The 19,407-nt window shown below is 67.2% G+C and carries 17 protein-coding genes; 6 read left to right on the top strand and 11 right to left on the bottom strand.

What is annotated here, in order from left to right:
- Positions 1-68 precede the first annotated feature (68 nt).
- From IFT65_RS17665 to IFT65_RS17655, 3 genes are all read left to right on the top strand, one after another.
- Positions 69-833, top strand: coding sequence for an HAD family hydrolase (locus IFT65_RS17665; protein WP_192082733.1), 765 nt, complete (start codon positions 69-71; stop codon positions 831-833).
- A 31-nt stretch (positions 834-864) separates the two neighbouring features.
- Entirely contained in the window at positions 865-1,356 is a 492-nt protein-coding gene (locus IFT65_RS17660; RefSeq protein ID WP_192082732.1) for a hypothetical protein, read from the top strand.
- A 75-nt stretch (positions 1,357-1,431) separates the two neighbouring features.
- Positions 1,432-2,796 (top strand): VOC family protein, encoded by a 1,365-nt coding sequence (locus IFT65_RS17655; RefSeq protein WP_192082731.1) that lies wholly within the window; start codon positions 1,432-1,434, stop codon positions 2,794-2,796.
- A gap of 112 nt (positions 2,797-2,908) precedes the next feature.
- Here IFT65_RS17655 and IFT65_RS17650 read toward each other — a convergent pair whose 3' ends face one another.
- Both IFT65_RS17650 and IFT65_RS17645 read right to left on the bottom strand, forming a co-directional pair.
- Positions 2,909-3,685 carry a hypothetical protein gene (locus IFT65_RS17650; protein WP_192082730.1) on the bottom strand — a complete coding sequence of 259 codons (777 nt, stop codon included), beginning with the start codon at positions 3,683-3,685 and terminating at the stop codon, positions 2,909-2,911.
- A 69-nt stretch (positions 3,686-3,754) separates the two neighbouring features.
- A complete protein-coding gene (locus IFT65_RS17645; protein ID WP_192082729.1) occupies positions 3,755-5,269 on the bottom strand; it encodes an acetyl-CoA hydrolase/transferase family protein in 1,515 nt (504 codons plus the stop codon).
- 540 nt (positions 5,270-5,809) lie between these two features.
- On the opposite strand from IFT65_RS17645, the gene glnE reads away from it, so the two are divergent.
- Complete coding sequence (glnE, locus tag IFT65_RS17640) at positions 5,810-8,620, top strand: bifunctional [glutamate--ammonia ligase]-adenylyl-L-tyrosine phosphorylase/[glutamate--ammonia-ligase] adenylyltransferase (RefSeq protein ID WP_192082728.1); 2,811 nt, start codon at positions 5,810-5,812, stop codon at positions 8,618-8,620.
- A gap of 263 nt (positions 8,621-8,883) precedes the next feature.
- Here glnE and IFT65_RS17635 read toward each other — a convergent pair whose 3' ends face one another.
- The 4 genes from IFT65_RS17635 to IFT65_RS17620 all read right to left on the bottom strand — a co-directional run bounded on the left by IFT65_RS17635 (position 8,884) and on the right by IFT65_RS17620 (position 12,087).
- Positions 8,884-9,435, bottom strand: coding sequence for a queuosine precursor transporter (locus IFT65_RS17635; RefSeq protein WP_192082727.1), 552 nt, complete (start codon positions 9,433-9,435; stop codon positions 8,884-8,886).
- Between the two features lie 277 nt (positions 9,436-9,712).
- The gene (locus tag IFT65_RS17630; protein ID WP_192082726.1) at positions 9,713-10,222 is read right to left on the bottom strand and encodes a hypothetical protein; all 510 of its coding nucleotides are present in this window, start codon (positions 10,220-10,222) and stop codon (positions 9,713-9,715) included.
- A gap of 24 nt (positions 10,223-10,246) precedes the next feature.
- Positions 10,247-11,086, bottom strand: a complete 840-nt coding sequence (locus IFT65_RS17625; RefSeq protein ID WP_192082725.1) for a DUF2145 domain-containing protein — start codon at positions 11,084-11,086, stop codon at positions 10,247-10,249.
- A 20-nt stretch (positions 11,087-11,106) separates the two neighbouring features.
- Entirely contained in the window at positions 11,107-12,087 is a 981-nt protein-coding gene (locus IFT65_RS17620; RefSeq protein WP_192082724.1) for a mitochondrial fission ELM1 family protein, read from the bottom strand.
- Between the two features lie 142 nt (positions 12,088-12,229).
- On the opposite strand from IFT65_RS17620, the gene IFT65_RS17615 reads away from it, so the two are divergent.
- Positions 12,230-12,820, top strand: coding sequence for a malonic semialdehyde reductase (locus IFT65_RS17615; protein ID WP_192082723.1), 591 nt, complete (start codon positions 12,230-12,232; stop codon positions 12,818-12,820).
- 90 nt (positions 12,821-12,910) lie between these two features.
- Positions 12,911-13,627, top strand: coding sequence for a YceI family protein (locus IFT65_RS17610; protein WP_188325884.1), 717 nt, complete (start codon positions 12,911-12,913; stop codon positions 13,625-13,627).
- Between the two features lie 266 nt (positions 13,628-13,893).
- On the opposite strand, the gene IFT65_RS17605 is transcribed toward IFT65_RS17610, so the two are convergent.
- From IFT65_RS17605 to IFT65_RS17585, 5 genes are all read right to left on the bottom strand, one after another.
- Positions 13,894-14,301, bottom strand: coding sequence for a hypothetical protein (locus IFT65_RS17605; RefSeq protein ID WP_192082722.1), 408 nt, complete (start codon positions 14,299-14,301; stop codon positions 13,894-13,896).
- A 599-nt stretch (positions 14,302-14,900) separates the two neighbouring features.
- On the bottom strand, positions 14,901-15,701 hold the full coding sequence (locus IFT65_RS17600) for a siderophore-interacting protein (protein WP_192082720.1): 801 nt from the start codon (positions 15,699-15,701) through the stop codon (positions 14,901-14,903).
- Positions 15,702-15,753: 52 nt separating this feature from the next.
- Positions 15,754-16,272: a PadR family transcriptional regulator gene (locus IFT65_RS17595; protein WP_192082719.1), complete on the bottom strand. Its 519-nt coding sequence runs from the start codon at positions 16,270-16,272 to the stop codon at positions 15,754-15,756.
- A gap of 162 nt (positions 16,273-16,434) precedes the next feature.
- Entirely contained in the window at positions 16,435-16,815 is a 381-nt protein-coding gene (locus IFT65_RS17590) for an STAS domain-containing protein (protein ID WP_192082717.1), read from the bottom strand.
- A gap of 3 nt (positions 16,816-16,818) precedes the next feature.
- Positions 16,819-19,188: a SpoIIE family protein phosphatase gene (locus tag IFT65_RS17585; RefSeq protein ID WP_192082716.1), complete on the bottom strand. Its 2,370-nt coding sequence runs from the start codon at positions 19,186-19,188 to the stop codon at positions 16,819-16,821.
- Between the last annotated feature and the right edge of the window lie 219 nt (positions 19,189-19,407).

Genomic DNA, 19,407 nt, shown 5'->3' with positions numbered 1-19,407 from the left:
CAGCCGGCATTCGTAGCCCGTCCACAGACAAATCCGGAGCCCACACAGCCCCCTGTTATTCTTCACCGATGACTACCCCAACGCCTGCGCGTGACCGCGCCATCGGCCTGGTTGGTTTTGACGGTGACGACACGCTGTGGAAGAGCGAGGATTTCTACCGTCAGGCCGAACAGGACTACCTCGAACTGCTTTCCCACTACATCGACGTGCACGACACCGACACCGCGCGGCACCTGCTGGAGGTGCAACGCCGGAACCTGGCCGTGTTCGGCTACGGGGTGAAGGCGATGACGCTCTCGATGATCGAGGCGGCGATCGAGATCACCGACAGCCGCGTCAGTGCGGCGCATATCCAACGCATGCTGGACATCGGCCATGCCACGCTGCGTCATCCTGTCGAGCTGATCGCGGGTGTGCGCGAGTCGGTCGCCAGGATCGCGGAGCAGTACCCCGTGGTGCTGATTACCAAGGGCGACCTGTTTCATCAGGAAGCGAAGATCAAGGTCGCGCAGTTGCATGATCTCTTCCCGCGCATCGAGATCGTGTCCGAGAAAGACCCGGAAACCTACGCCCGCGTGCTGGCTGAGTTCGACCTGCCGATCGCGCAGTTCGTCATGGTCGGCAACTCGCTGCGCTCGGATATCGAGCCAGTGGTGACCCTCGGTGGCTGGGGCGTGCATACCCCCTACGCTGTCACCTGGGCCCATGAAACCGAGCACGGCGTGGCCGATGACGAGCCGCGCATGGTCACCGCCGATACCGCGTGGGACTGGCCGGCTGCACTGGACACGATCGAGGCCAAGGCCATCGCGGCCCGCGACGGGAAGGCCTGACAGGCGCGGCGCGCTGGGTCACAATCAGGGCATGAGCCGCCTGCTGACCCTGCTGCTGTTGCTGTCCGCGCTGCTGGTGCCGACGATCACGTTGGCCCAGCAGACCGCGGAGAAATCCGCCACCTACACCGTGCAGACCGGCGACGCCTGGGTGGACACCTGGCTGAGCGACATCAACCATTACGCCGAACGCTACCCGGACAGCTTCCTGGACGAGGTGTCGCGCTACAGCGGCGTGGATCGCGGTTACGCCGCCGCACTGGTCAACAACCACGGCTGGCACGCCGCCGACGTGTACTTTGCCTGTTTCTGGGCCAAGGCAATCAAGCACAGCTGCCGCGACACGGTGCGGGCTTTCAGTGCGAACCCGGAAGGGGGCTGGGAAGCCGTGGTCGAGCGCTTGCCGGTAGCACCGGACAACCTGCACTGGCGCGCGGTGCGCCACGACATCGTGGCCAGCTTCCGCCATTGGGACCGCCCGATCACTCTGGACGCCACCCTGCGCCGCCAGCTGGGCAACTGACGGCGCTACCCAAGCGGCGGTGGCCCAGCGACAATGCAGCTCAACGCCTGTTCCGAGTTCCTTGCCGGGTACCCCATGAGCACTTCTGAATTCCTGTCGACCGATGCCATCCGCCGCTTGTTCGCGCAGGCGATGTCCCGCATGTACCGCGCCGAAGTGCCGCTCTACGGCGACCTGGTCGATCTGGTGGCGCAGATCAATGCACAGGTGCTGGACACCGATGCCGAGCTTGCCTCACAGCTGCAGCGCAACGATGGCCGCGGTCGGCTGGATGAAGAGCGCCACGGCGCCATCCGCGTTGGCACGGCCGAAGAGCTTTCCACCCTGCGCCGGTTGTTCGCGATGATGGGCATGCAGCCGGTGGGCTACTACGATCTCAGCGTGGCCGGCGTGCCGGTGCACTCGACGGCATTCCGTCCCACCGACGCCGCTGCGCTGGCGGCCAACCCGTTCCGTGTGTTCACGTCGCTGCTGCGCCTGGAGCTGATCGAAGACGACGCGCTGCGCGCGCAGGCTGCCGCGATCCTGGCACGCCGCCGCATCTTCACCGACGACGCGCTCGCGCTGATCGAACAGGCCGAGCACGACGGTGGACTGTCGGCCGCCGATGCCGAACGCTTCGTCGCGCAGGCGCTGGAAACGTTCCGCTGGCACGGCGACGCCACCGTGGCGCTGGATACTTACCACGCCCTGCAGGAGGCACACCGCCTGATCGCCGACGTGGTCAGCTTCCGCGGCCCGCACATCAACCACCTCACGCCGCGTACGCTGGATATCGACGCTGCGCAGGCGGCGATGATCGAACGCGGCATGGCCGCCAAGGCGGTGATCGAAGGACCGCCGCCGCGCGCCTGCCCGATCCTGCTGCGGCAGACCAGCTTCAAGGCGCTGGAGGAACCGGTGCACTTCCCGGATGGCGAAGGCGGCCGCGCTGGCAGCCACACCGCGCGTTTCGGCGAGATCGAGCAGCGCGGGCTGGCCCTCACCCACAAGGGCCGCGCGCTGTATGACCAGCTGCTCGCGCAGGCCCGCGAAGCCGATGCGGCAGGCAGCACGGGCGCTGACTACGGCCAGCGCCTGCAGGCCGTGTTCGTCGGCTTCCCGGACGACCATGCCACGTTGCGTGCCGAGGGTCTGGGCTTCTATCGGTACCAGCTCACCGACGCTGGCCGCGCGGCGCCGGGACGTGTCGCCGACCTGCCGGCCGAGCAGCTGATCGCCGAAGGCCTGGCCACCGCCGATCCGATCATCTATGAGGACTTCCTGCCGGTCAGCGCAGCGGGCATCTTCCAGTCCAACCTGGGCGGCGGCGAACAACGCGCCTATGCCGCACACGCGAACCGCAGTGCGTTTGAAGAAGCGCTGGGCGCGCGCGTGCATGACGAATTCGCGTTGTACCAGCAGCTGCAGGACGACTCGCTCGCGTCATTGCGGGCGTGACCGTCTCAACGCGATGGGTGCCGGATCACAGGGCAGGCATGGCGTTCGTCAGCTGACAGGGAATGGCCCATTGCCCGCGCAGTGCACGGCACGCGCTTCCAGGTAACGCGCGTCAGGCGCTGCGGGGCACAAACGGCAGGGGCCATGTATGAAACTGGCGCAGCTCTTTCAGCACCGTTTTCGCATCGGGGGTCGGTTCGTCCAGGGCAAACGCAACGCCTACCGGCCCCAGCGGGTCTTTGCCGCAGACCGGCCACATCCGCGCGTCGGGGCCGCTGATCGCCTGACGTGCCCCCCGCTGCCAGTGCAGGCACTCATCCACCACGGTCGCGGCGACATAGTGCTTTTCCGCCGTGTGGATGCGTTCCAGGCAGTACTTGGAAAATGTAGTGAAGCCGTAGGTCCCGTCCATCACCATCCCGTTGTCGGCCATCGCGCGCCGCAGCCCTTTGAGTGAGTCCACATATTCCTGCAGCTGCGGTCTCAGCGGGTGGGCGGGTGCATCCGGAGCGCGCGCGCTGCCCTGTCCGCGCTCTGCTGCCAGCGCAGCGCCCAGCCGCGTGTCGTCGGCGAGTGCAAGGCTGGTCGCGCGCAGGAAGACCGCGGTTTCCTTCTGATCCAGGCCACGGATAAAGGTCAGGCCGGCGTCGATCAACTGCGGTGCACCGAACTCCGCGCAGCGCCGACGCAGGCTGGCGACCAGGTCATTGCCGGTCTCGCTCGGTGCCAGCCTCAGCAAGCGTGGCACCGAGGCAACGTGTGAGGTTGCATCTGCATTGGTCACTGTCGCCGGCACGGTGGCCAAGGGAAGTGCGTTGCCGGCTGCACGGGATGACACGGTAGCGAACGCGGAGTGCGCGGAGGGAATGCAGGGAAAGGGAATGTCCATGACTGCAGCACATCCCATCCTGCGCTGCTCTGCTTTCAGCGTGCGCTCACCGTGTCGGCGCGCAGGGCATCACGCCTTCATCGTGCCGGTATCCAGCCAGCGCTGGTGCCAGCTGAGTGCTTCCGGCAACAGATGCGGGGTGTGCTTGCCGTAGCTGTCCCGGTTGGCACGGTCGACGTAATCCTGCAGCTGCGCACGGAAATCCGGATGCGCACAGCGGTCGATCACCACCTGCGCGCGCTTGCGCGGCGGCAGGCCACGCAGGTCGGCCAGGCCCTGTTCGGTCACGATCACCGACACATCGTGCTCGGTGTGGTCGACATGGCTGACCATCGGCACGATGGCCGAAATGGTGCCGTTCTTCGCCGTGGACGGACTGAGGAACGCCGACAGGAAGCCATTGCGCGCGAAGTCACCGGAGCCGCCGATGCCGTTCATGATCCGCGAGCCCATCACGTGGGTGGAGTTGACGTTGCCGTACAGGTCGGCCTCGATCATGCCGTTCATGCCGATGCAGCCCAGCCGTCGTACCAGTTCGGGATGGTTGGATATTTCCTGCGTGCGCATGATGATGCGCTCGCGGTAGAAATCGATGTGCTCTTTGAACGTTTCGTTGGCCTGCGGGCTCAGCGCGAAACCGGTGCACGATGCATGGCTCAGCACGCCATCGCGCAGCAGGTCGAGCATGCCGTCCTGGATGACTTCGGTGAACGCGGTGAGGTCACGGAAACCACTCTTGGCCAGGCCCGCCAGCACCGCATTGGGAATGTTGCCCACGCCGCTCTGCAGCGGCAGCAGGTTGGGCGGCAGGCGGCCCTTGCTGATCTCGTGCTTCAGGAAGTCGATCAGGTATTCGGCGATCTGTTCGCTGGCCGCATCGATCGGGCTGAACGGACTGTTGCGGTCCGGTCCGTTGGTGCGCACCACGGCGACGATCTTGTCCGGGTCGCAGCGCAACGCGGTTTCGCCGATGCGGTCGTTGGCGTGCACCAGTGGAATCGGTTTGCGATGCGGCGGCAGCGCGGTGCCGTAGTAGATGTCATGCATGCCATCCACGCCCGCCGGCTGCCATTCGTTGACCTCGACGATCACCTTCTTCGCCAGGTCCAGCCAGGTCTTGTTGTTGCCGACCGACGTGGAGGGCACCAGCGATCCGTCCTCGCGGATGGCCGACACTTCGATCACGGCGGTATCGATGTCACCGTAGAAACCGAACCACACGTGCTGGGCGACATGGCTGAGATGGATGTCGATGTAATCCAGCTTGCCTTCATTGATCTGGTTGCGCGCGTACGGGTCACTCTGGAATGGCATGCGCATGGCGATGCCATCGGCCTTGGCCAGTGCGCCGTCCAGCTCCGGGGCGGTGGAGGCACCGGTCATCAGGCTGATCTGGAACGGCAGGCCCTGGGCATGTACCGCTTCGATGCGGCGGGCCAGCTCGACGGGGACGGCCTTGGGATAGCCGGAGCCGGTGAAGCCGCTCATGGCCACGGTTTCACCGGGTTGGATAAGCGCGGCTGCGGCCTCGGCGGAGACCACGCGGTCACGGAGACGCGCGTTGGCGATGCGATCTACAGACATGACGACGATGTTTCGTGGGGGAAAGTCCGATTATCGGCCAAACCCAACCGTATGGGGCCTGCGACCTTGGTGGGATGGCGCTGCGGCACCTGAACGCTTCTGTACCTGCCAGTATCGTTTTGCAGTGCAGCGTGCAAGTTGCTTTTGCAACCGGCACGATGGACCTGCATCCCGACGTGGGGGAGGGAGCAGAGCCCGCTGGCAGTTCGCTGCAAGCGGGCTTTTTTACGTCTGCAGGTTACACCTGAATAGGCGTCGGCGCTTCGGCTGCGGTATCCGACAGGCTGATGTCTGCGCCGACCGATGCGCGGGGTCGATGCACCCTGCCGATACGCCCGTCCGATGCCCGCCGGTCGATGCCACCGACCGCTGCGCGCTCGCCGGAACGTGCTGGTCGATGCGCCTGACCCATGCGCGCCGGTCGATGCTTACTGGTAGAGCCGACTTTAGTCGGCTGCCGTACGCGACCAGCCGACTGAAGTCGGCTCTACCCGTCGCCGTACGCGACCAGCCGACTGAAGTCGGCTCTACAATCATGCGATGACCCAGATCGTCGCGCCGCTCCCCGATGCCCTTCTGCCCCTGGTTGATCGCGCCATGGCGCGGCTGGTAACCGCACAGGGCGCCCCGATTCCCGCAGACCTGACCGCGTTCCTGCGCCAGCTCGCCGTCACCAGCGATTTCGCCATCGACACGCTGTGCCGTCAGCCCGCGCTGCTCGCCCACCTGGCGCAGCCCGATTGCCCGCCGCTGCCGCTGCCTGTCCTGGATCCGGCGCAGCCGGGCGAGTGGCCCGGCCTGCTGCGGCGCTACCGCGCGGCGATGTCCACGCGTCTGGTGTGGCGGGACCTCGCCGGGCTGGATACGGTCGAGCAGACGCTCGCGGGCGCCACGCTGTTGGCCGAGCACTGCCTGCAACGGGCGCTGGAGGCGCTGGAACAGGAGTTCGCCACCCGCCACGGTGTAGTGCGCGATGAAGACGGCCAGGCCCAACGCCTGGTGGTCTTCGGCTTGGGCAAACTCGGCGGCGGCGAGCTCAACTTCAGCTCCGACGTGGATCTGGTCTACGCCTTCACGCAGCGGGGCGAATCCGATGGTGCGCGTCCCCTCGCAGCAGAAGAGTATTTCGCGCGGCTCGGCCAACGCCTGGCCAAGCTGTTGGACGACACCACCGCCGATGGCTTCAGCCACCGCGTGGACCTGCGCCTGCGCCCGTTCGGCCGGGCCGGGCGGGTGGCGCTGTCCTTCCCTGCGATGGACCAGTACTTCCAACGCGAGGGCCGCGACTGGGAGCGGTACGCCTGGCTGAAGGCGCGCGCGGTGGCCGGTGACATCGCCGCCGGCGAAGACTGGCTGACGTCGCTGCGGCCGTTCGTCTACCGCCGTTACCTGGATTTCACCGCACTGGACGGCCTGCGTGACATGAAGGCCGCAATCACCGCCGAAGTGGCGCGCCGTGACATGCACGACGACATCAAGCGCGGCGCAGGCGGTATCCGCGAGATCGAGTTCCTGTGCCAGGCGCTGCAGTTGATCCGCGCCGGCCGCGAGCCGGTGCTGCGCGAGCGTCGGCTGCTGCATGCGCTCGCTGCCTTGATCGATGCCGGGCAGATCGCCGCCGATGATGGCGCGGCCCTGCGCGAGGCCTATCTGTTCCTGCGTCGCCTGGAGAACCGCCTGCAGATGCTGCGCGACGCGCAGACGCACGTGCTGCCGGCCGATCCGTTGGAGCGGCTGCGCATCGCCGTTGGACTGGGCTACCCGGACTTCGACAGCCTGCGCGATGCGCTGGCCGTGCAGCAGGCACGCGTCAGCACCGAATTCGCGGCGTTGCTGGCACCGCGCAAAGGCAAGGCGGCCCCGGACGCCGTCGCCAGCTACTGGCGGGGACTGCCCGAGCACGGCGACGCGCAACTGCTGGTCGATGCGGGCTTCATCGATGCCAACGGGGCAGACCAGATGCTGCGCGACTTCGCGCAATCATCCGGTGTGAAATCGCTGTCCGACGGCGCCCGTACGCGTTTGGATCGCGTGCTGCCCGCCTTGCTGCATTCCGCGACACGTTCACCGCAACCCGATGCGGCGTTGAAGCGCGTGCTTGGGCTGCTGCAGGCGATCCTGCGGCGTACCAGTTACCTGGCGCTGCTGGATGAGCAGCCCAGTTCGATGGCGCGGCTGGTGGATGTGCTGTCACGCAGCGCATTGTTGGCCGAGCGGCTGGAAGCGTACCCCCTGCTGCTGGATGAGCTGCTGGATGTACGCGTGTCCGGACCCTTGCCGACCTTTGAAGAGATACAGGCCGAGTGCGCGCAGGTGCGCAAGGTGGAAGATCCCGAATCGGCGCTGCGTTGGCTCAATGAGCTTCGCTTGGCGTTGAGTTTCCGCATGGCGATGGCCAGTCTGGATGGTCGCCAGGGTGCGGTGGATACCACGCGGCAACTGGCCGAACTGGCGCAGGTCGTGGTCGATACCGTGCTGCAGCTCGCGCAGGCGGACATGCGGGCGGCGCACGGCGATATTGCCGGTGGCCGCTTCGCGATCATTGGCTACGGCAGCTTGGGCGGTCTGGAACTCGGCTTCGGTTCGGATCTGGACCTGGTGTTCCTGCACGACCATCCGGCCGATGTGGAAACCAGCGACGGCGCCCGCCCGCTGGAACCCGGTCGCTGGTATGCACGGCTGGCGCAGAAAGTGATGGCGCTGCTGGGCGCAGTCACGGCCGCAGGACGCCTGTACGACATCGACGTGCGGCTGCGTCCGGACGGTGGAAAGGGCGCGCTGGTGTCATCGCTGGCGAGTTACCGTGAGTACCAGCGTGAGCGCGCGTGGACCTGGGAACATCAGGCCTTGGTGCGTGCACGCGGCGTGGCCGGCGATGCCGAGCTGCTGGCTGCGTTTGAAGCGGTGCGCGCTCAGACCGTGGGTCGCCCGCGTGATCGTGCGGCCTTGCACGCCGACATCGTCAAGATGCGCCAGCGCATGCGCGCCGAACTGGATCGTAGCGACGCCGCGCGCATGGACCTGAAGCAGGGTGCCGGTGGCGTGGTTGATCTGGAGTTCCTGTTGCAGGCGGGTGTGCTGGGTCAGGCAGCCGACCATCCCACGCTGCTGCAGCCACGCGATACCAGCGGACTGATCGATGCACTCGCCGCCGCCGGATGGTTGCCGGCAGACCGCGCCGCCGGCCTGCAGACCGCGCATGCCACGCTGCTGGAGCTGGGCCTGGCCTGCACCCTCGATCGCCGCCCCCGCACCGCACCGCCCAGCGACGCACTGGACGAAGCCCGCGCCCTCATCCGCCACGCCTGCGACGCAGCGGACCTGCCATTCGACGCGCCCACAGCGCGGTAACCCGTCAGGAATAACCGGTCAGGAATAACCCGTCATGAATAACCCGTCATGGTAGAGCCGACTTCAGTCGGCTTCGCTTCTGCCTTCGCTCGGGTAGAGCCGACTTCAGTCGGCTTCGCTTCGGGCTTTGCTCTGGTAGAGCCGACTTCAGTCGGCTTCGCTCACCGCAGCCGACTAAAGTCGGCTCTACCAGACACAGCAGCCGACTAAAGTCGGCTCTACCACACCCAACAGCCCGCCACATCTGGGCTACGGCACGCAGTTCACCGCGCCGGGGCCATCTTCCACAGCAGCGCGCGGAACGGGGCCAGCAGGCAGACGCCGATCGCCAGCTTCACCGCCAGATCGCCCAGCGCCCAGCTCACCCACGGCAGCGTGGACCCGGCGAAGGCGATGCTCCAGAAAATCGCGGTATCCACCGTCGCACTGCAGGTGGTGGCCACCATCGGGGCCCGCCACCAGCTGCCGCGGCGCAATCGGTCGAAGACGGTGATGTCCAGCAGCTGCGCCACGATGAAGGCGGAACACGAGGCCACGGCGATGCGCGGCGTCGCCACCCAGAACGACAGCACCACCGCCAGCGCGAAACCGGCCCACGCCACCCGGCGGGCAGGGCCCGGGCCGAAGCGGCGGTTGATCAGGTTGCTCACCAGGAACGCGACCGGATAGCTGAACGCACCCCAGGTCAGCCAGTCGTTGATCGGGTACTGCACCAGCACGTTCGAGCCCAGCACCACCGCGCCCATGGCCAACACCGCCAGCAGCAGGGCGCGGACGGTCATCGGAGCAAAAGCAGGGGCGGGACGCACGGACATGGCGAGCTAGGAGGCAGAAAGGAAGGCGCGCATTATCCGCCCCCGGGCAGCGCGCTGCCAGCAGCGCCTGAACAGCGTAGTCAGGGCGCCGGTAACGCGTCGCGGTCGGCGTCTTGGGGGTAGAGCCGACTTCAGTCGGCTGCGGTGGGAAGCCGGCTGAAGCCGGCTCTACCGCTGGTTTGGGAAGCCGACTGAAGTCGGCTCTACCATGACTCTGGCAAGCCGGCTGAAGCCGGCTCTACCGTTGCCCCGGGATGCCGGCTCTACCGCCCTTGCGTCACCACGTGCCGGTGAGGTTGTCCGCGGCGGCGTACTCGGTGGGGACGTACGCCAGCGTCTTCCCGCCGCCATCGGTCACGTTCCAGCCCGCTCCGGCGGGTGTCGGCACGAAGGCCACGGTCTCGCCGACGGCGAAGGCTGCACCGGGGTTGTCCTGCCGCGCCGGCCATTGCAGCGTGGCGGTCTGCTCTGCGTTGCCCGGCACCTGCAGCTGCACTTTGCAGCCCTGCGCGTCAGTGGTGACTTCTTTGACTTCCATCGGCGGCAGCGGCTTGGCCGGCACGCGTTTGCGGGCGCTGCGTTGCTCGCTGGCCTTGAACGGCGCCTTCGACAATTCCACCAACCCCACCGACGCAGCCAGCGGGATCGACAGCGTCAGCACCATCGACACCAGCACGCCGGCCTCGCTGCTGTTGAGGTCCCCGCCGCCGGCGTGGGCGCGTGGAGTGAATACGGTGGTGGCCGCAAGCAGCAAGGCCAGGGCGGGTGTGGCGAAGGTACGGGACATGCGTGTCTCCAGGTACGAAAAGGGTCAGGGCGCGACCGGGGCAGCGCCTGCCACGGCGACATGCGGTATCGAAAGGTCCTGTTGCAACTGCCGTCGCACGCGCAGGAAGTCGAACACGGATTCCACCGTCACCACCGAGTAATTTCCCGACACCCGCTCACCGGCGGGATGGTCGGTCGTGGTGGCATTGGCCACGAACAAGCGCGCGCCCAACCGCTTGCCCAAGCCGATGTGCAGCACGCTGGGCCGGTAGTCGTGGGTCTTCAGCCAGTCCTGCGCCTGCGTGCGATCCTGCAGCGGGGCGGTACCGTCGGCGCTCGCCATCGCTACCGCAAGTACCTCCAGCACCCAGCCGTTGGAGTTCTGGAACTCGGTACGGAACGGATAGGCTACCGCGTTGTAGCGCGGCTCGTGCAGCGCATGCGCGGTGCGGGCGGGCGGCTGCAGCAGCGCTTTCAACCGCGCGCGCAGGGGCGCATCGGGGATGCCGATGCGCAGGTCGGTGTGGCCGCCGGTTTCGCCGATGAAGTTGGCCAGCCCTTCGCGGTACAGCTGCGAACGGTCGGTCTTGCAGCGGTTGAGCAGATGCACCGCGCGCCAGCGTCCATCGGCTTCGCGCAGCAGGAAGGCCAGATGGCTGTGGCGCAGGCCGTAGCGGCTCAGGTCCTGGCCACCGCGTGCGGCGACCACGATGTCGACGTCCGGCAGCGCTTCCAGTTGCTCGGCCGTGGTCCATGCCATGTCGAACATCGCCGCTTCGGCGGCCGGGCTGGGGTAACGCTCGCGGCAGGTGCCGCTGTCGGCCCAGGCAGACGTCGGGGCAAGGAGCAGCAGCAGGGCGAGGTAAAAAGCGAGACGTTCCATGTGCCGCCGATGATAGACGGTCACCGGGACAGCGGGGCGGCCACGCCCAGTCGCCGTTTCACCTCGGCGGCCACGCGCGTGGTCTCGCGCAGCGGCGCGATAGGGCCGTGTGACCAGTCCAGCCAGCGCGGCTGCAGCCGGCCACGTTCCTGCAAGGCACGGTGGAAGCGGGCCAGGCGGCCCTGCACTACATCACCCAGCGCCACCATCACCGGCAGCCGCGTGGCGCAGGCTTCAGACAACAGGTTCACCGAATCCGGCGATGCCACCACCCGGTCGGCCCAGCCCAGCAGGCCAGCGTACGGGTTCACGCCATCGCCGCCATCGCCCCAGATCACGTGGGGCACATCGGCGAAGGTCGCGCGCAGCGCATCGGACAGTGCCGGCGGCGTGCGGCGCGACGTCGTGGCCAGCAGGCTGCCGCCCTCGCTGCGCAGCTGCGACACTACCTGCTCGAACACCGTGCGCATGGCGTCCTCGGTCCAGGCCGCATGCGCCGTCGGCCCCCCCACCAGCAAGGCCGTACGTGGCCCGGGCAGGCTGCCGAAATCAGCGAACGCTGCCCGCCCCAACGACAGCCAGTCGTCGTCGACCGGGTTGAGGCTGCCGAGCAGGGTCAGCACATTGCTGCCGCGCAGGGCGTCATGCTCGGGCACGACCACCAGGTCCCAATGGCGCGCAGTGATGCGCGGGTCCAGGATCTGCACGACCTGGCTGCCGCGTGCGCGCAGCACCCGCAGGGCACCGGCGGCCTGGCGCCCACAGCCGATCGCCAACGCGGGAGGTGTCTCAGTCAGCGCTGCGAAGGCCGTTCCATAGCCCTGCGCGTCACCGGGCAGGCGGCGTGGCGCCAGCCAGCGCCACGGTGCGCGTGGCGCGAGTGTCAGCGGCTGATGGGTGCCCAGACGCAAGGCACCGGCCAGTGCCACGGCCTGGCGGACATTGCCGGCGCGGCCATCGGTAATCGTCGAGGGCGCACTCGATCGTTGCACGATTGGCATTAATTCGTTTCAACCCTGCTGGGTGTTGCAACAGACGCGACACTCTACACTGCCTCGCATGGACCCGGCCGTTGCGGCATTGCCACCGCAGCCCGGCCCGCGATCCGCTGCGGCGGATCTCCCACCACTCCCAGGAGGATGCATGTCGCACGAACTCGACGCCGTCGCACTCGATCAGTTGTTCCGCACTGCCCGCACCGCCAACAGCTTCCACGACACGCCGGTGGACGAAGCCACGCTGCGTGCGCTGTACGACCTGGTGAAGTTCGGGCCGACCTCGGCCAACTCCAGCCCGGCGCGGTTCGTGTTCGTCACCTCCAAGGAAGGCAAGGCCAAGCTGGCGCCCGCGCTGTCCGAAGGCAACCTCGCCAAGACGATGGCCGCGCCGGTCACGGTGATCATCGCGCATGACCTCGACTTCCACGACAAGCTGCCTTATCTGTTCCCGCATGCCGATGCGAAGAGCTGGTTCGACGGCCCGCAGGAAAACCGCCAGAAGCCCGCACTGCTCAATGGCAGCCTGCAGGGCGCCTACCTGATCCTGGCCGCGCGCGCGCTGGGTCTGGATGCTGGCCCGATGACCGGCTTCGATCCGGCCAAGGTCGACGACGCATTCTTCGCGGGTACCTCGCTGCGCAGCAACTTCCTGGTCAACCTGGGCCATGGCGATGACGCGGCCCTGTTCCCGCGTTCGCCGCGCCTGTCCTTCGACGAAGCCGCTCGCATCGTCTGAACCGCTTTTATGTTTGAATCGACCCGTCCCGCGCGGTCGGGTCGATGTTTGCAGTCCATTCCCTTACCGAAATCGAGAGAGAGTCCGAACATGACCAAGACCCATAAGCTGCTGCTGCCGCTCGCCCTGACCCTGGCGATCGCGGCCTGCTCCAAGCCGGCTGAAGAAGCGGCTGCGCCGGCTGCTCCGGCCGCCGATGCCACCGCACCGGCCGCTGCTGCGCCGACCACCACCCCGGCCACCGACGCCGCTGCTGCTGCCCCGGCCGAAGCCGTGCAGATCGCATCGGGCACCTACAAGCTCGACCCGACCCACACCGACGTGCTGGCGCAGTGGAGCCACTTCGGTTTCTCCCACCCGACCGCCCACTTCGGCAATGCCGAAGGCACGCTGGTGTATGACGCGGCCGACGTGACCAAGTCCACCGTGGAAGTGAAGCTGCCGCTGACCGGCCTGAACAGCTTCACCGCGAAGTTCGACGAGCACCTGAAGAGCGCCGATTTCTTCGACGCCGGCAAGTTCCCGGCCGCCACCTTCAAGAGCACCAAGGTGGAAGCCGCAGGCACCAACAAGCTGACCGTCACCGGTGACCTGACCATCAAGGACCAGACCAAGCCGGTCACCCTGGACGTCACCATCAATGGCGGCGGCGAGCACCCGATGGCCAAGGTGCCGGCGGCTGGTTTCGATGCCACCACGACCATCAAGCGCAGCGATTTCGGCGTCGGCGCATATGCCCCGAACGTCAGCGACGAGGTCAAGATCCGCATCACGACCGAAGCCACCGGCGAAAAGCCGGCTGCCTGATCCACGGCAGGCTGCATGAAAAAACCCGCCGGTGACGGCGGGTTTTTTTTTGCGTCGTCGTCGATACGTACTTGAAGACGTTGCGCGCTGCTTGGCGTCGATGCGTACTTGGGAAAAATTGGCGCGCTGCTTGGTAGCGCCGAGCCATGCTCGGCGGAGACCTTGGCCGCGCGTGAACCGCGAACTGCGCCGCTGCGCTCGCCGAGCATGGCTCGGCGCTACCGCGATGGCGCGTCATCCGTCGCGATGGTGCGTCGTCCGTGGGGTCAGGTCAGGCGCGTCTGCAGCCAGCGGTCGGTCACCGCGATCGGCGTCAGGCGTGGGGTGATCTTCAGGTCGAGCGCGCGCACGAAATCCTGCGCGGCGCGGCCGTACGCCTGGCGGGCCACCAGTGCGGCCTGCTTGGTGCTGGCCTGCTGCGTGCGCAGCTTCACCAGATGCACCGAAGGGCGACCGGGCGGTGAGAACTTCTGGTCGCGGCGCAGGATGTCCGCCACCAGGTTCATATCCGTATCGGCTTTCAGCGCCGCGTGCTTGGTCTGCAGCAGGGACATCAACAGCGGGCGCAGGCTGGTGGACTCGCCGTGGGGGGCCAGCAGAGAATCGAAGGCAGCATCGTCGGCCTGCAGGCGCTCGAGCGCCGCGGCGAGGGTAGGAACAGAGAGGTCGGTCATGGCGCGATTATCGCGCCAATCGGGGTGGCGTGGCGGGGGAGCAGCGTGCGAGGTGCGGGACGCCGTGGTGCTGTTGGTGGCGCTGGCGCTTGCGATTGCGCTGGTGCTGTTGTTGCTGCTCCGGCTCCGGCTCCCGGCTCTGGCTCCCGGCTCTGGCTCTGGCTGTCGCCTCTGCTCTGCTCTCGCTCTCGCTCTCGCTCTTGCTCTCGCTCTCGCTCTTGCTNTCTACCTTTGGCTGGCACCGTCATCGTCCGCGATGGGCAGCCGACTGAAGTCGGCTCTACCTTCGGCTGGCACCGTCATCGTCCGCGATGGGGCGGCCGACTGAAGTCGGCTCTACCTTCGGCTGGCACCGTCATCGCCCGCGGTGGGGCAGCCGACTGAAGTCGGCTCTACCTTCGGCTGGCACTGTCATCGCCCGCGGTGGGCAGCCGACTGAAGTCGGCTCTACCTTCGGCTGGCACTGTCATCGCCCGCGGTGGGCAAGCCGACTGAAGTCGGCTCTACCTTCGGCTGGCACTGTCATCGCCCGCGGTGGGGCAGCCGACTGAAGTCGGCTCTACCTTCGGCTCTACCGTCGGCTCTACCCTCGGGAGGGTTCAATCGCCGTCGGTGTCATCCGGGTGGGCTTTCCAATAGCCGGTGGAGCGGATCCAATCGCGTGGCACGGCGTGGTGGCCTTCGAAGAACTTGCGCATCATGCGGGCGCGGCGGGATTCGGTGGCGATCCAATAGAACACGTCGCCTTCCGGGGCCTCGAAGTCCACCAGCGCATCTTCCAGCAATGAACTGCTGGCTGCCGGAAAGCCATTGCGCTCCAGCCACTGGATGCGCACGTTGTCACCCTGCGGCAGGTCCTGGCGCTCTTCTTCGTCGGCCACTTCGATCAGCACCTGTACCTCGGCCGTTTCAGGCAGCACCTCCAACCAGCGTGCAATCGCCGGCAGCGCCGTTTCGTCGCCGATCAGTACATAGCCGTCGTAGTCATCGGCCACCTGGAACGACCCGCGCGGACCGCCTACGGCCAGCGTGTCGCCCGGCTGTGCGCGGGCAGCCCACGGACCGGCGACACCGTGGTCGCCGTGCAGCACGAAGTCGATGGCCAGTTCGCCCGCCTCATGATCCCAGCCGCGTGGCGTGTAGTCGCGGGCCGGCGAATGCTCCTTGCCTTCCGGGTAACGCGGGCCCTCGGCGGTCATGGTCGGCAGCACCATCTCACCGCTGCTGTTGGGGAAGAACAGCTTGATGTGGTCGTCGGCGCCGGGCGAATCGAAGCCGGCCAGATCGGTACCGCCCAGGATCACGCGACGCATGTGGGGGGTGATGTCTTCGGTGCGCAGCACGGTCAGTTCGCGGAAGCGGACATCCAGGCGCAGGCGCTTGTTTTCGTGGTGGGACATGGGGGATTCCTGCAGAGAGTAGGGCGCAGACGCGCAGGTCGACCGGGCTGGCTCAGGCGGGCGGGGTCGAAGAATCAGGGGGTGCAGCAGGTTGGCCGTTCAACAGCGCGGTGGCACGCAACAGGTAATCGGCCACCTGCTCGGCTTCGCCGTCCACCCAGCGGCCGTGGTGACGGACCAGCGCGCCTTTGAACTGGCGCAGCGCATCGCGCAGTGCGGGCGGCATGTCGGCCTTGGCGATATCGCGTGCGCGGTGCCAAGCGCGGTGCTGGGCCGCTTTCACTTCATCGCGGCGCGCCAGCAGTTCGGCGCGGCCGGCATCGGTGATGTGGAAGCGCCGGCGGCCGGCATCGTCCTCGCCGAGTACCCAGCCGGCCTGTTCGAAGCTGGCCAGCAGCGGATACATGGTGCCAGCGCTGGGGGTGTAGACCCGGGCGAAGAGCTCGCTGACGTGCTGGATGAGCTCGTAACCGTGGCGCGGCTGCTCACCCAACAGGGCCAGCGCCAAGAGGCGCAAGTCGCCCCGGCTGAGCAGGCGGGTGGGGGAGGGAGCGGGACGCGGGGGAGTCATTTCGATATATCGGTATCGGGTGTCGAAACGATATATCGATAAGGAGTGGGAAGCAAGCACACGGTATTGACGGCCGCTGGCCGTCATTCACGGAAGAGCGGGGTTTCCCGGGACTGGGAGAGTTCGGTGCCGACTGAAGTCGGCACTACCGGGCCGGCGGGGCTACAGCTCGCCGCGGGCGACCTTGTCCTGGATTGCGGTCAGGTAGCCGTCCAGTTCGGCCTGCGAGGCGAAGATGTCTTCTACCGGCACGGCCTTCACCAGTTCGAATACCTTGCGCACGCCGGGCTGCGGTTGCATCACCAGTACGCGGCCGGCGTGGGCGTGCAGGGCCTTGCGGGCGCGGAAGATCGAACGCAGGCCGGCACTGGAGATGTATTCCAGCCCCGCCAGGTTGAACTCCAGGATGTGGGTGCCGTCGTGCAGCAGGGGCGCCATCGCCTCATCCAGCTGCGGATGCGTGCTGCCGTCCAGCCAGCCGGACAGGAAAATCCGCTGGTAGGGGCCATCACCGGGCTCGATTCGCAGGCTCAGACGGGGCATGGCTTACTCCTGACGCGGCGCTGCCAACGGCAGCAGCAGATGGACACGGTTGCTGCCATCGCGGCGGCAGTAGAAAAAACGGGTGCATAGAGAGCGAACCAGATGCAGGCCCCAGCCGCCGACTACGCGATCCTGCAAGGGTGCATCCAAGTCCGGCGCGGGCACGGCGGCAGGGTCAAAGGGCAGGCCGGTATCGCGCAGCTGCAGTGCCAATCCATCGTCATCCAGGGTTGCAGTGACGTCGAGAGTCACTTGCGACAGCTCGCGCTGATGCACCAGCACATTGCCGAACAACTCATCCACCACCAGCCGCGCGCGCTGGCGCGGTTCCTCCTGCAGGCCCATCGCCAGCAGCCCGCGCTCCAGCCGCGAAAGCAACGAGTACAGCCCATCGCGATCAGCGGGCGCGCGCAGATGCAGCGGCGGCCACGACAGCTGCCGGCCCACGCTGAGCAGGGCCAGGTCATCCAGATTGCCGGCCCCTACGCAGAACGCCTGCAGCGCCGCCACCACCGCATCACAGACGCGGCGATCGTCGGCGACATCGGCCACCACCGCCAGCACGCGCTCCATGCCGAACCAGCGGTGCTTCGGGCACTGCGCTTCGCTGATGCCATCGGTATACGCCAGCAGGTATTCGCCAGGGCCCAGCAGCCCGCGCGCGCAGGGAAACACCGATCGCGCATTGATACCCAGCGCCGGCCCGCTGCGCATCGGCACCACCGTCGCCTGCCCATCAGCGCGCCGCAGCAAGGGCGATTCGTGCCCCGCGCTGGCCAGCTCGAACTGGCCGGTGGCCACGTCCACCACCCCGCACAGCACGGTGGCGAACATGCATGCCTCGTTGCGCTGGGCCACGTGGCGTGCGGCCTCGGCAAGGATGTGCCCCGGCTGGCGGTGCAATTGCATGGCGGCCTCCAACAACGTCAGCACCCGCGCCATGAACAACGCCGCCGGTACGCCGCTGCCGGATACATCGCCGATCACGAAGCACAGCGTGGTGCTGTCCAATGGGGCGATGTGGTGGAAATCCCCGCCGACTTCGCGCGCCGGCACCAGCACCGTGGAGCTGCGCAGCACGAAGCCATCGGCCTGCAGCTGCGGCGGTGGCGCCAGCATGCCCTGCTGGATGCCACGGGCGATGCGCAGCTCGCTTTCACTGCGCTCGCGGGCGCTGGCCATGTGCTCGATGGTGTGCATCTGCTGCAGGATGGATTGTCGCGCCCGCTCGAACGCCCGGCTCATCTCGCCCACTTCGTCGTGCTGGCGCGGGTAGGGCAGCGGTTGGTTGAAGTGGCCCACACTGAAACGACGCGCGGCGGCGGTCAGCGTTTCCATCGGCAGCAGCAGCCGCTGCGCATGGCGTCGCACCAGCAGCAGCCAGACCAGCACGCCCAGCACCCCCAGGCCCACCGCCCACCAGGTTACCCGGCGCAGATCGCACAGCAGCAGATCGCGGTCGGCCGACAGCACCACCTGCCAGCCGGCCTGCTCCAGCGGGGCGATGCGGCTGAGGAAACGGGTGCCATCGCGGCCCTGGTGGTCGAAGCCTTCATCGTCGGGCAGCGGGGGCTGCTTGGGATCGAACAGCGGCGCCAGGTCCGGCCGGTGCTGCAGGTAGCGCCGTAGCGACATGCCGGGTTCTATCTCCGGCGCAGAGCTCAGCACCACGCGGTGGTCCGGCGCCAGCAACGTGGCGCGCAGGCGCGAGGTGTGCGGCAGTTGGCCCAGGTCATGGCGCAGGCGCGCCAGCGGTACGTCCACGCTGACCAGCCCGGCCGGCAGCAGTTCGCCAGGCAGCCGCAGCGGCACGCTGTAGGTAATGAACAACCGACCCTCTTCGCTGGGATTGGCATACGGTTCGGACCACCACGGGCCCGTGGCATGCAGGGCTTTGCGGTACCACCTGCGCTGCCGGCCGTTGAGGTCCAGGTCGGCGCCGCAGCGCTGCTGCACGGCCCCATCCAGCAACACGTCATGGCAGGCGTAGCCATCGGGCATGCCCGGCACGCGGTCGGGTTCGATGATCACCGTGGCGCCGTCCACGTTGGGGTCGGCCACCACCGCCGCATGCAGCAGCCCGTGCATCTGGTTGGTATCAAAGGCGTTGCCGGCCAGCGGGGCCAGCAGCATGTCGCCGGTGATCTGCGCCGAGCGCAGCGAGTTGCCCAGGCTGCGCGCGGTCTGCTCGGCCAGGTGGTTCAGCTGCGCAATGGCCTGCTGATGCACCAGCGCACGGCCCCCCAGATAGAACAGTGTCACCAGCAGCAGCAACAATGCTGCCTGGACCAGGCACGACCACAGCATCAGCTGGGTACGCAGACTGCGTCCGCGCGGGGGCGCAGGGGGTGCAGGCGGGGGACGGCTGCGCATGACCTCATCCTTGGTTTTCCGTCCCGGATCAATGGCATGGCGGGGGCCGGCGGGGCAAGGAACGGGTTCCGCTGCGCACGTAAGGTCTTGGAAACATTGGCCGGGACAGCTTCGGACAGTCCGCAGACAAACAAGCCATTTACGACCATACGCACGCGTAGCCAAGTGACGGAAGCCCCCGGTGCGCTACACTTTGCGGTCTAGAAATCAATAACAGTC

The organism is Stenotrophomonas sp. CFBP 13725 (assembly GCF_014841935.1).
Taxonomy (GTDB): domain Bacteria; phylum Pseudomonadota; class Gammaproteobacteria; order Xanthomonadales; family Xanthomonadaceae; genus Stenotrophomonas.
The sequence above is the reverse complement of the archived record's forward strand: the minus strand, read 5'-3'. Positions and strand labels throughout refer to the sequence as shown.

What these genes read in the sequence shown, in the direction of transcription:
- IFT65_RS17665 (WP_192082733.1), top strand. Translation starts at nt 69, where the DNA reads ATGACTACCCCAACGCCTGCGCGTGACCGCGCCATCGGCCTGGTTGGT.
- IFT65_RS17660 (WP_192082732.1), top strand. Translation starts at nt 865, where the DNA reads ATGAGCCGCCTGCTGACCCTGCTGCTGTTGCTGTCCGCGCTGCTGGTG.
- IFT65_RS17655 (WP_192082731.1), top strand. Translation starts at nt 1,432, where the DNA reads ATGAGCACTTCTGAATTCCTGTCGACCGATGCCATCCGCCGCTTGTTC.
- IFT65_RS17650 (WP_192082730.1), bottom strand. Translation starts at nt 3,685, where the DNA reads ATGGACATTCCCTTTCCCTGCATTCCCTCCGCGCACTCCGCGTTCGCT.
- IFT65_RS17645 (WP_192082729.1), bottom strand. Translation starts at nt 5,269, where the DNA reads ATGTCTGTAGATCGCATCGCCAACGCGCGTCTCCGTGACCGCGTGGTC.
- glnE (WP_192082728.1), top strand. Translation starts at nt 5,810, where the DNA reads ATGACCCAGATCGTCGCGCCGCTCCCCGATGCCCTTCTGCCCCTGGTT.
- IFT65_RS17635 (WP_192082727.1), bottom strand. Translation starts at nt 9,435, where the DNA reads ATGTCCGTGCGTCCCGCCCCTGCTTTTGCTCCGATGACCGTCCGCGCC.
- IFT65_RS17630 (WP_192082726.1), bottom strand. Translation starts at nt 10,222, where the DNA reads ATGTCCCGTACCTTCGCCACACCCGCCCTGGCCTTGCTGCTTGCGGCC.
- IFT65_RS17625 (WP_192082725.1), bottom strand. Translation starts at nt 11,086, where the DNA reads ATGGAACGTCTCGCTTTTTACCTCGCCCTGCTGCTGCTCCTTGCCCCG.
- IFT65_RS17620 (WP_192082724.1), bottom strand. Translation starts at nt 12,087, where the DNA reads ATGCCAATCGTGCAACGATCGAGTGCGCCCTCGACGATTACCGATGGC.
- IFT65_RS17615 (WP_192082723.1), top strand. Translation starts at nt 12,230, where the DNA reads ATGTCGCACGAACTCGACGCCGTCGCACTCGATCAGTTGTTCCGCACT.
- IFT65_RS17610 (WP_188325884.1), top strand. Translation starts at nt 12,911, where the DNA reads ATGACCAAGACCCATAAGCTGCTGCTGCCGCTCGCCCTGACCCTGGCG.
- IFT65_RS17605 (WP_192082722.1), bottom strand. Translation starts at nt 14,301, where the DNA reads ATGACCGACCTCTCTGTTCCTACCCTCGCCGCGGCGCTCGAGCGCCTG.
- IFT65_RS17600 (WP_192082720.1), bottom strand. Translation starts at nt 15,701, where the DNA reads ATGTCCCACCACGAAAACAAGCGCCTGCGCCTGGATGTCCGCTTCCGC.
- IFT65_RS17595 (WP_192082719.1), bottom strand. Translation starts at nt 16,272, where the DNA reads ATGACTCCCCCGCGTCCCGCTCCCTCCCCCACCCGCCTGCTCAGCCGG.
- IFT65_RS17590 (WP_192082717.1), bottom strand. Translation starts at nt 16,815, where the DNA reads ATGCCCCGTCTGAGCCTGCGAATCGAGCCCGGTGATGGCCCCTACCAG.
- IFT65_RS17585 (WP_192082716.1), bottom strand. Translation starts at nt 19,188, where the DNA reads ATGCGCAGCCGTCCCCCGCCTGCACCCCCTGCGCCCCCGCGCGGACGC.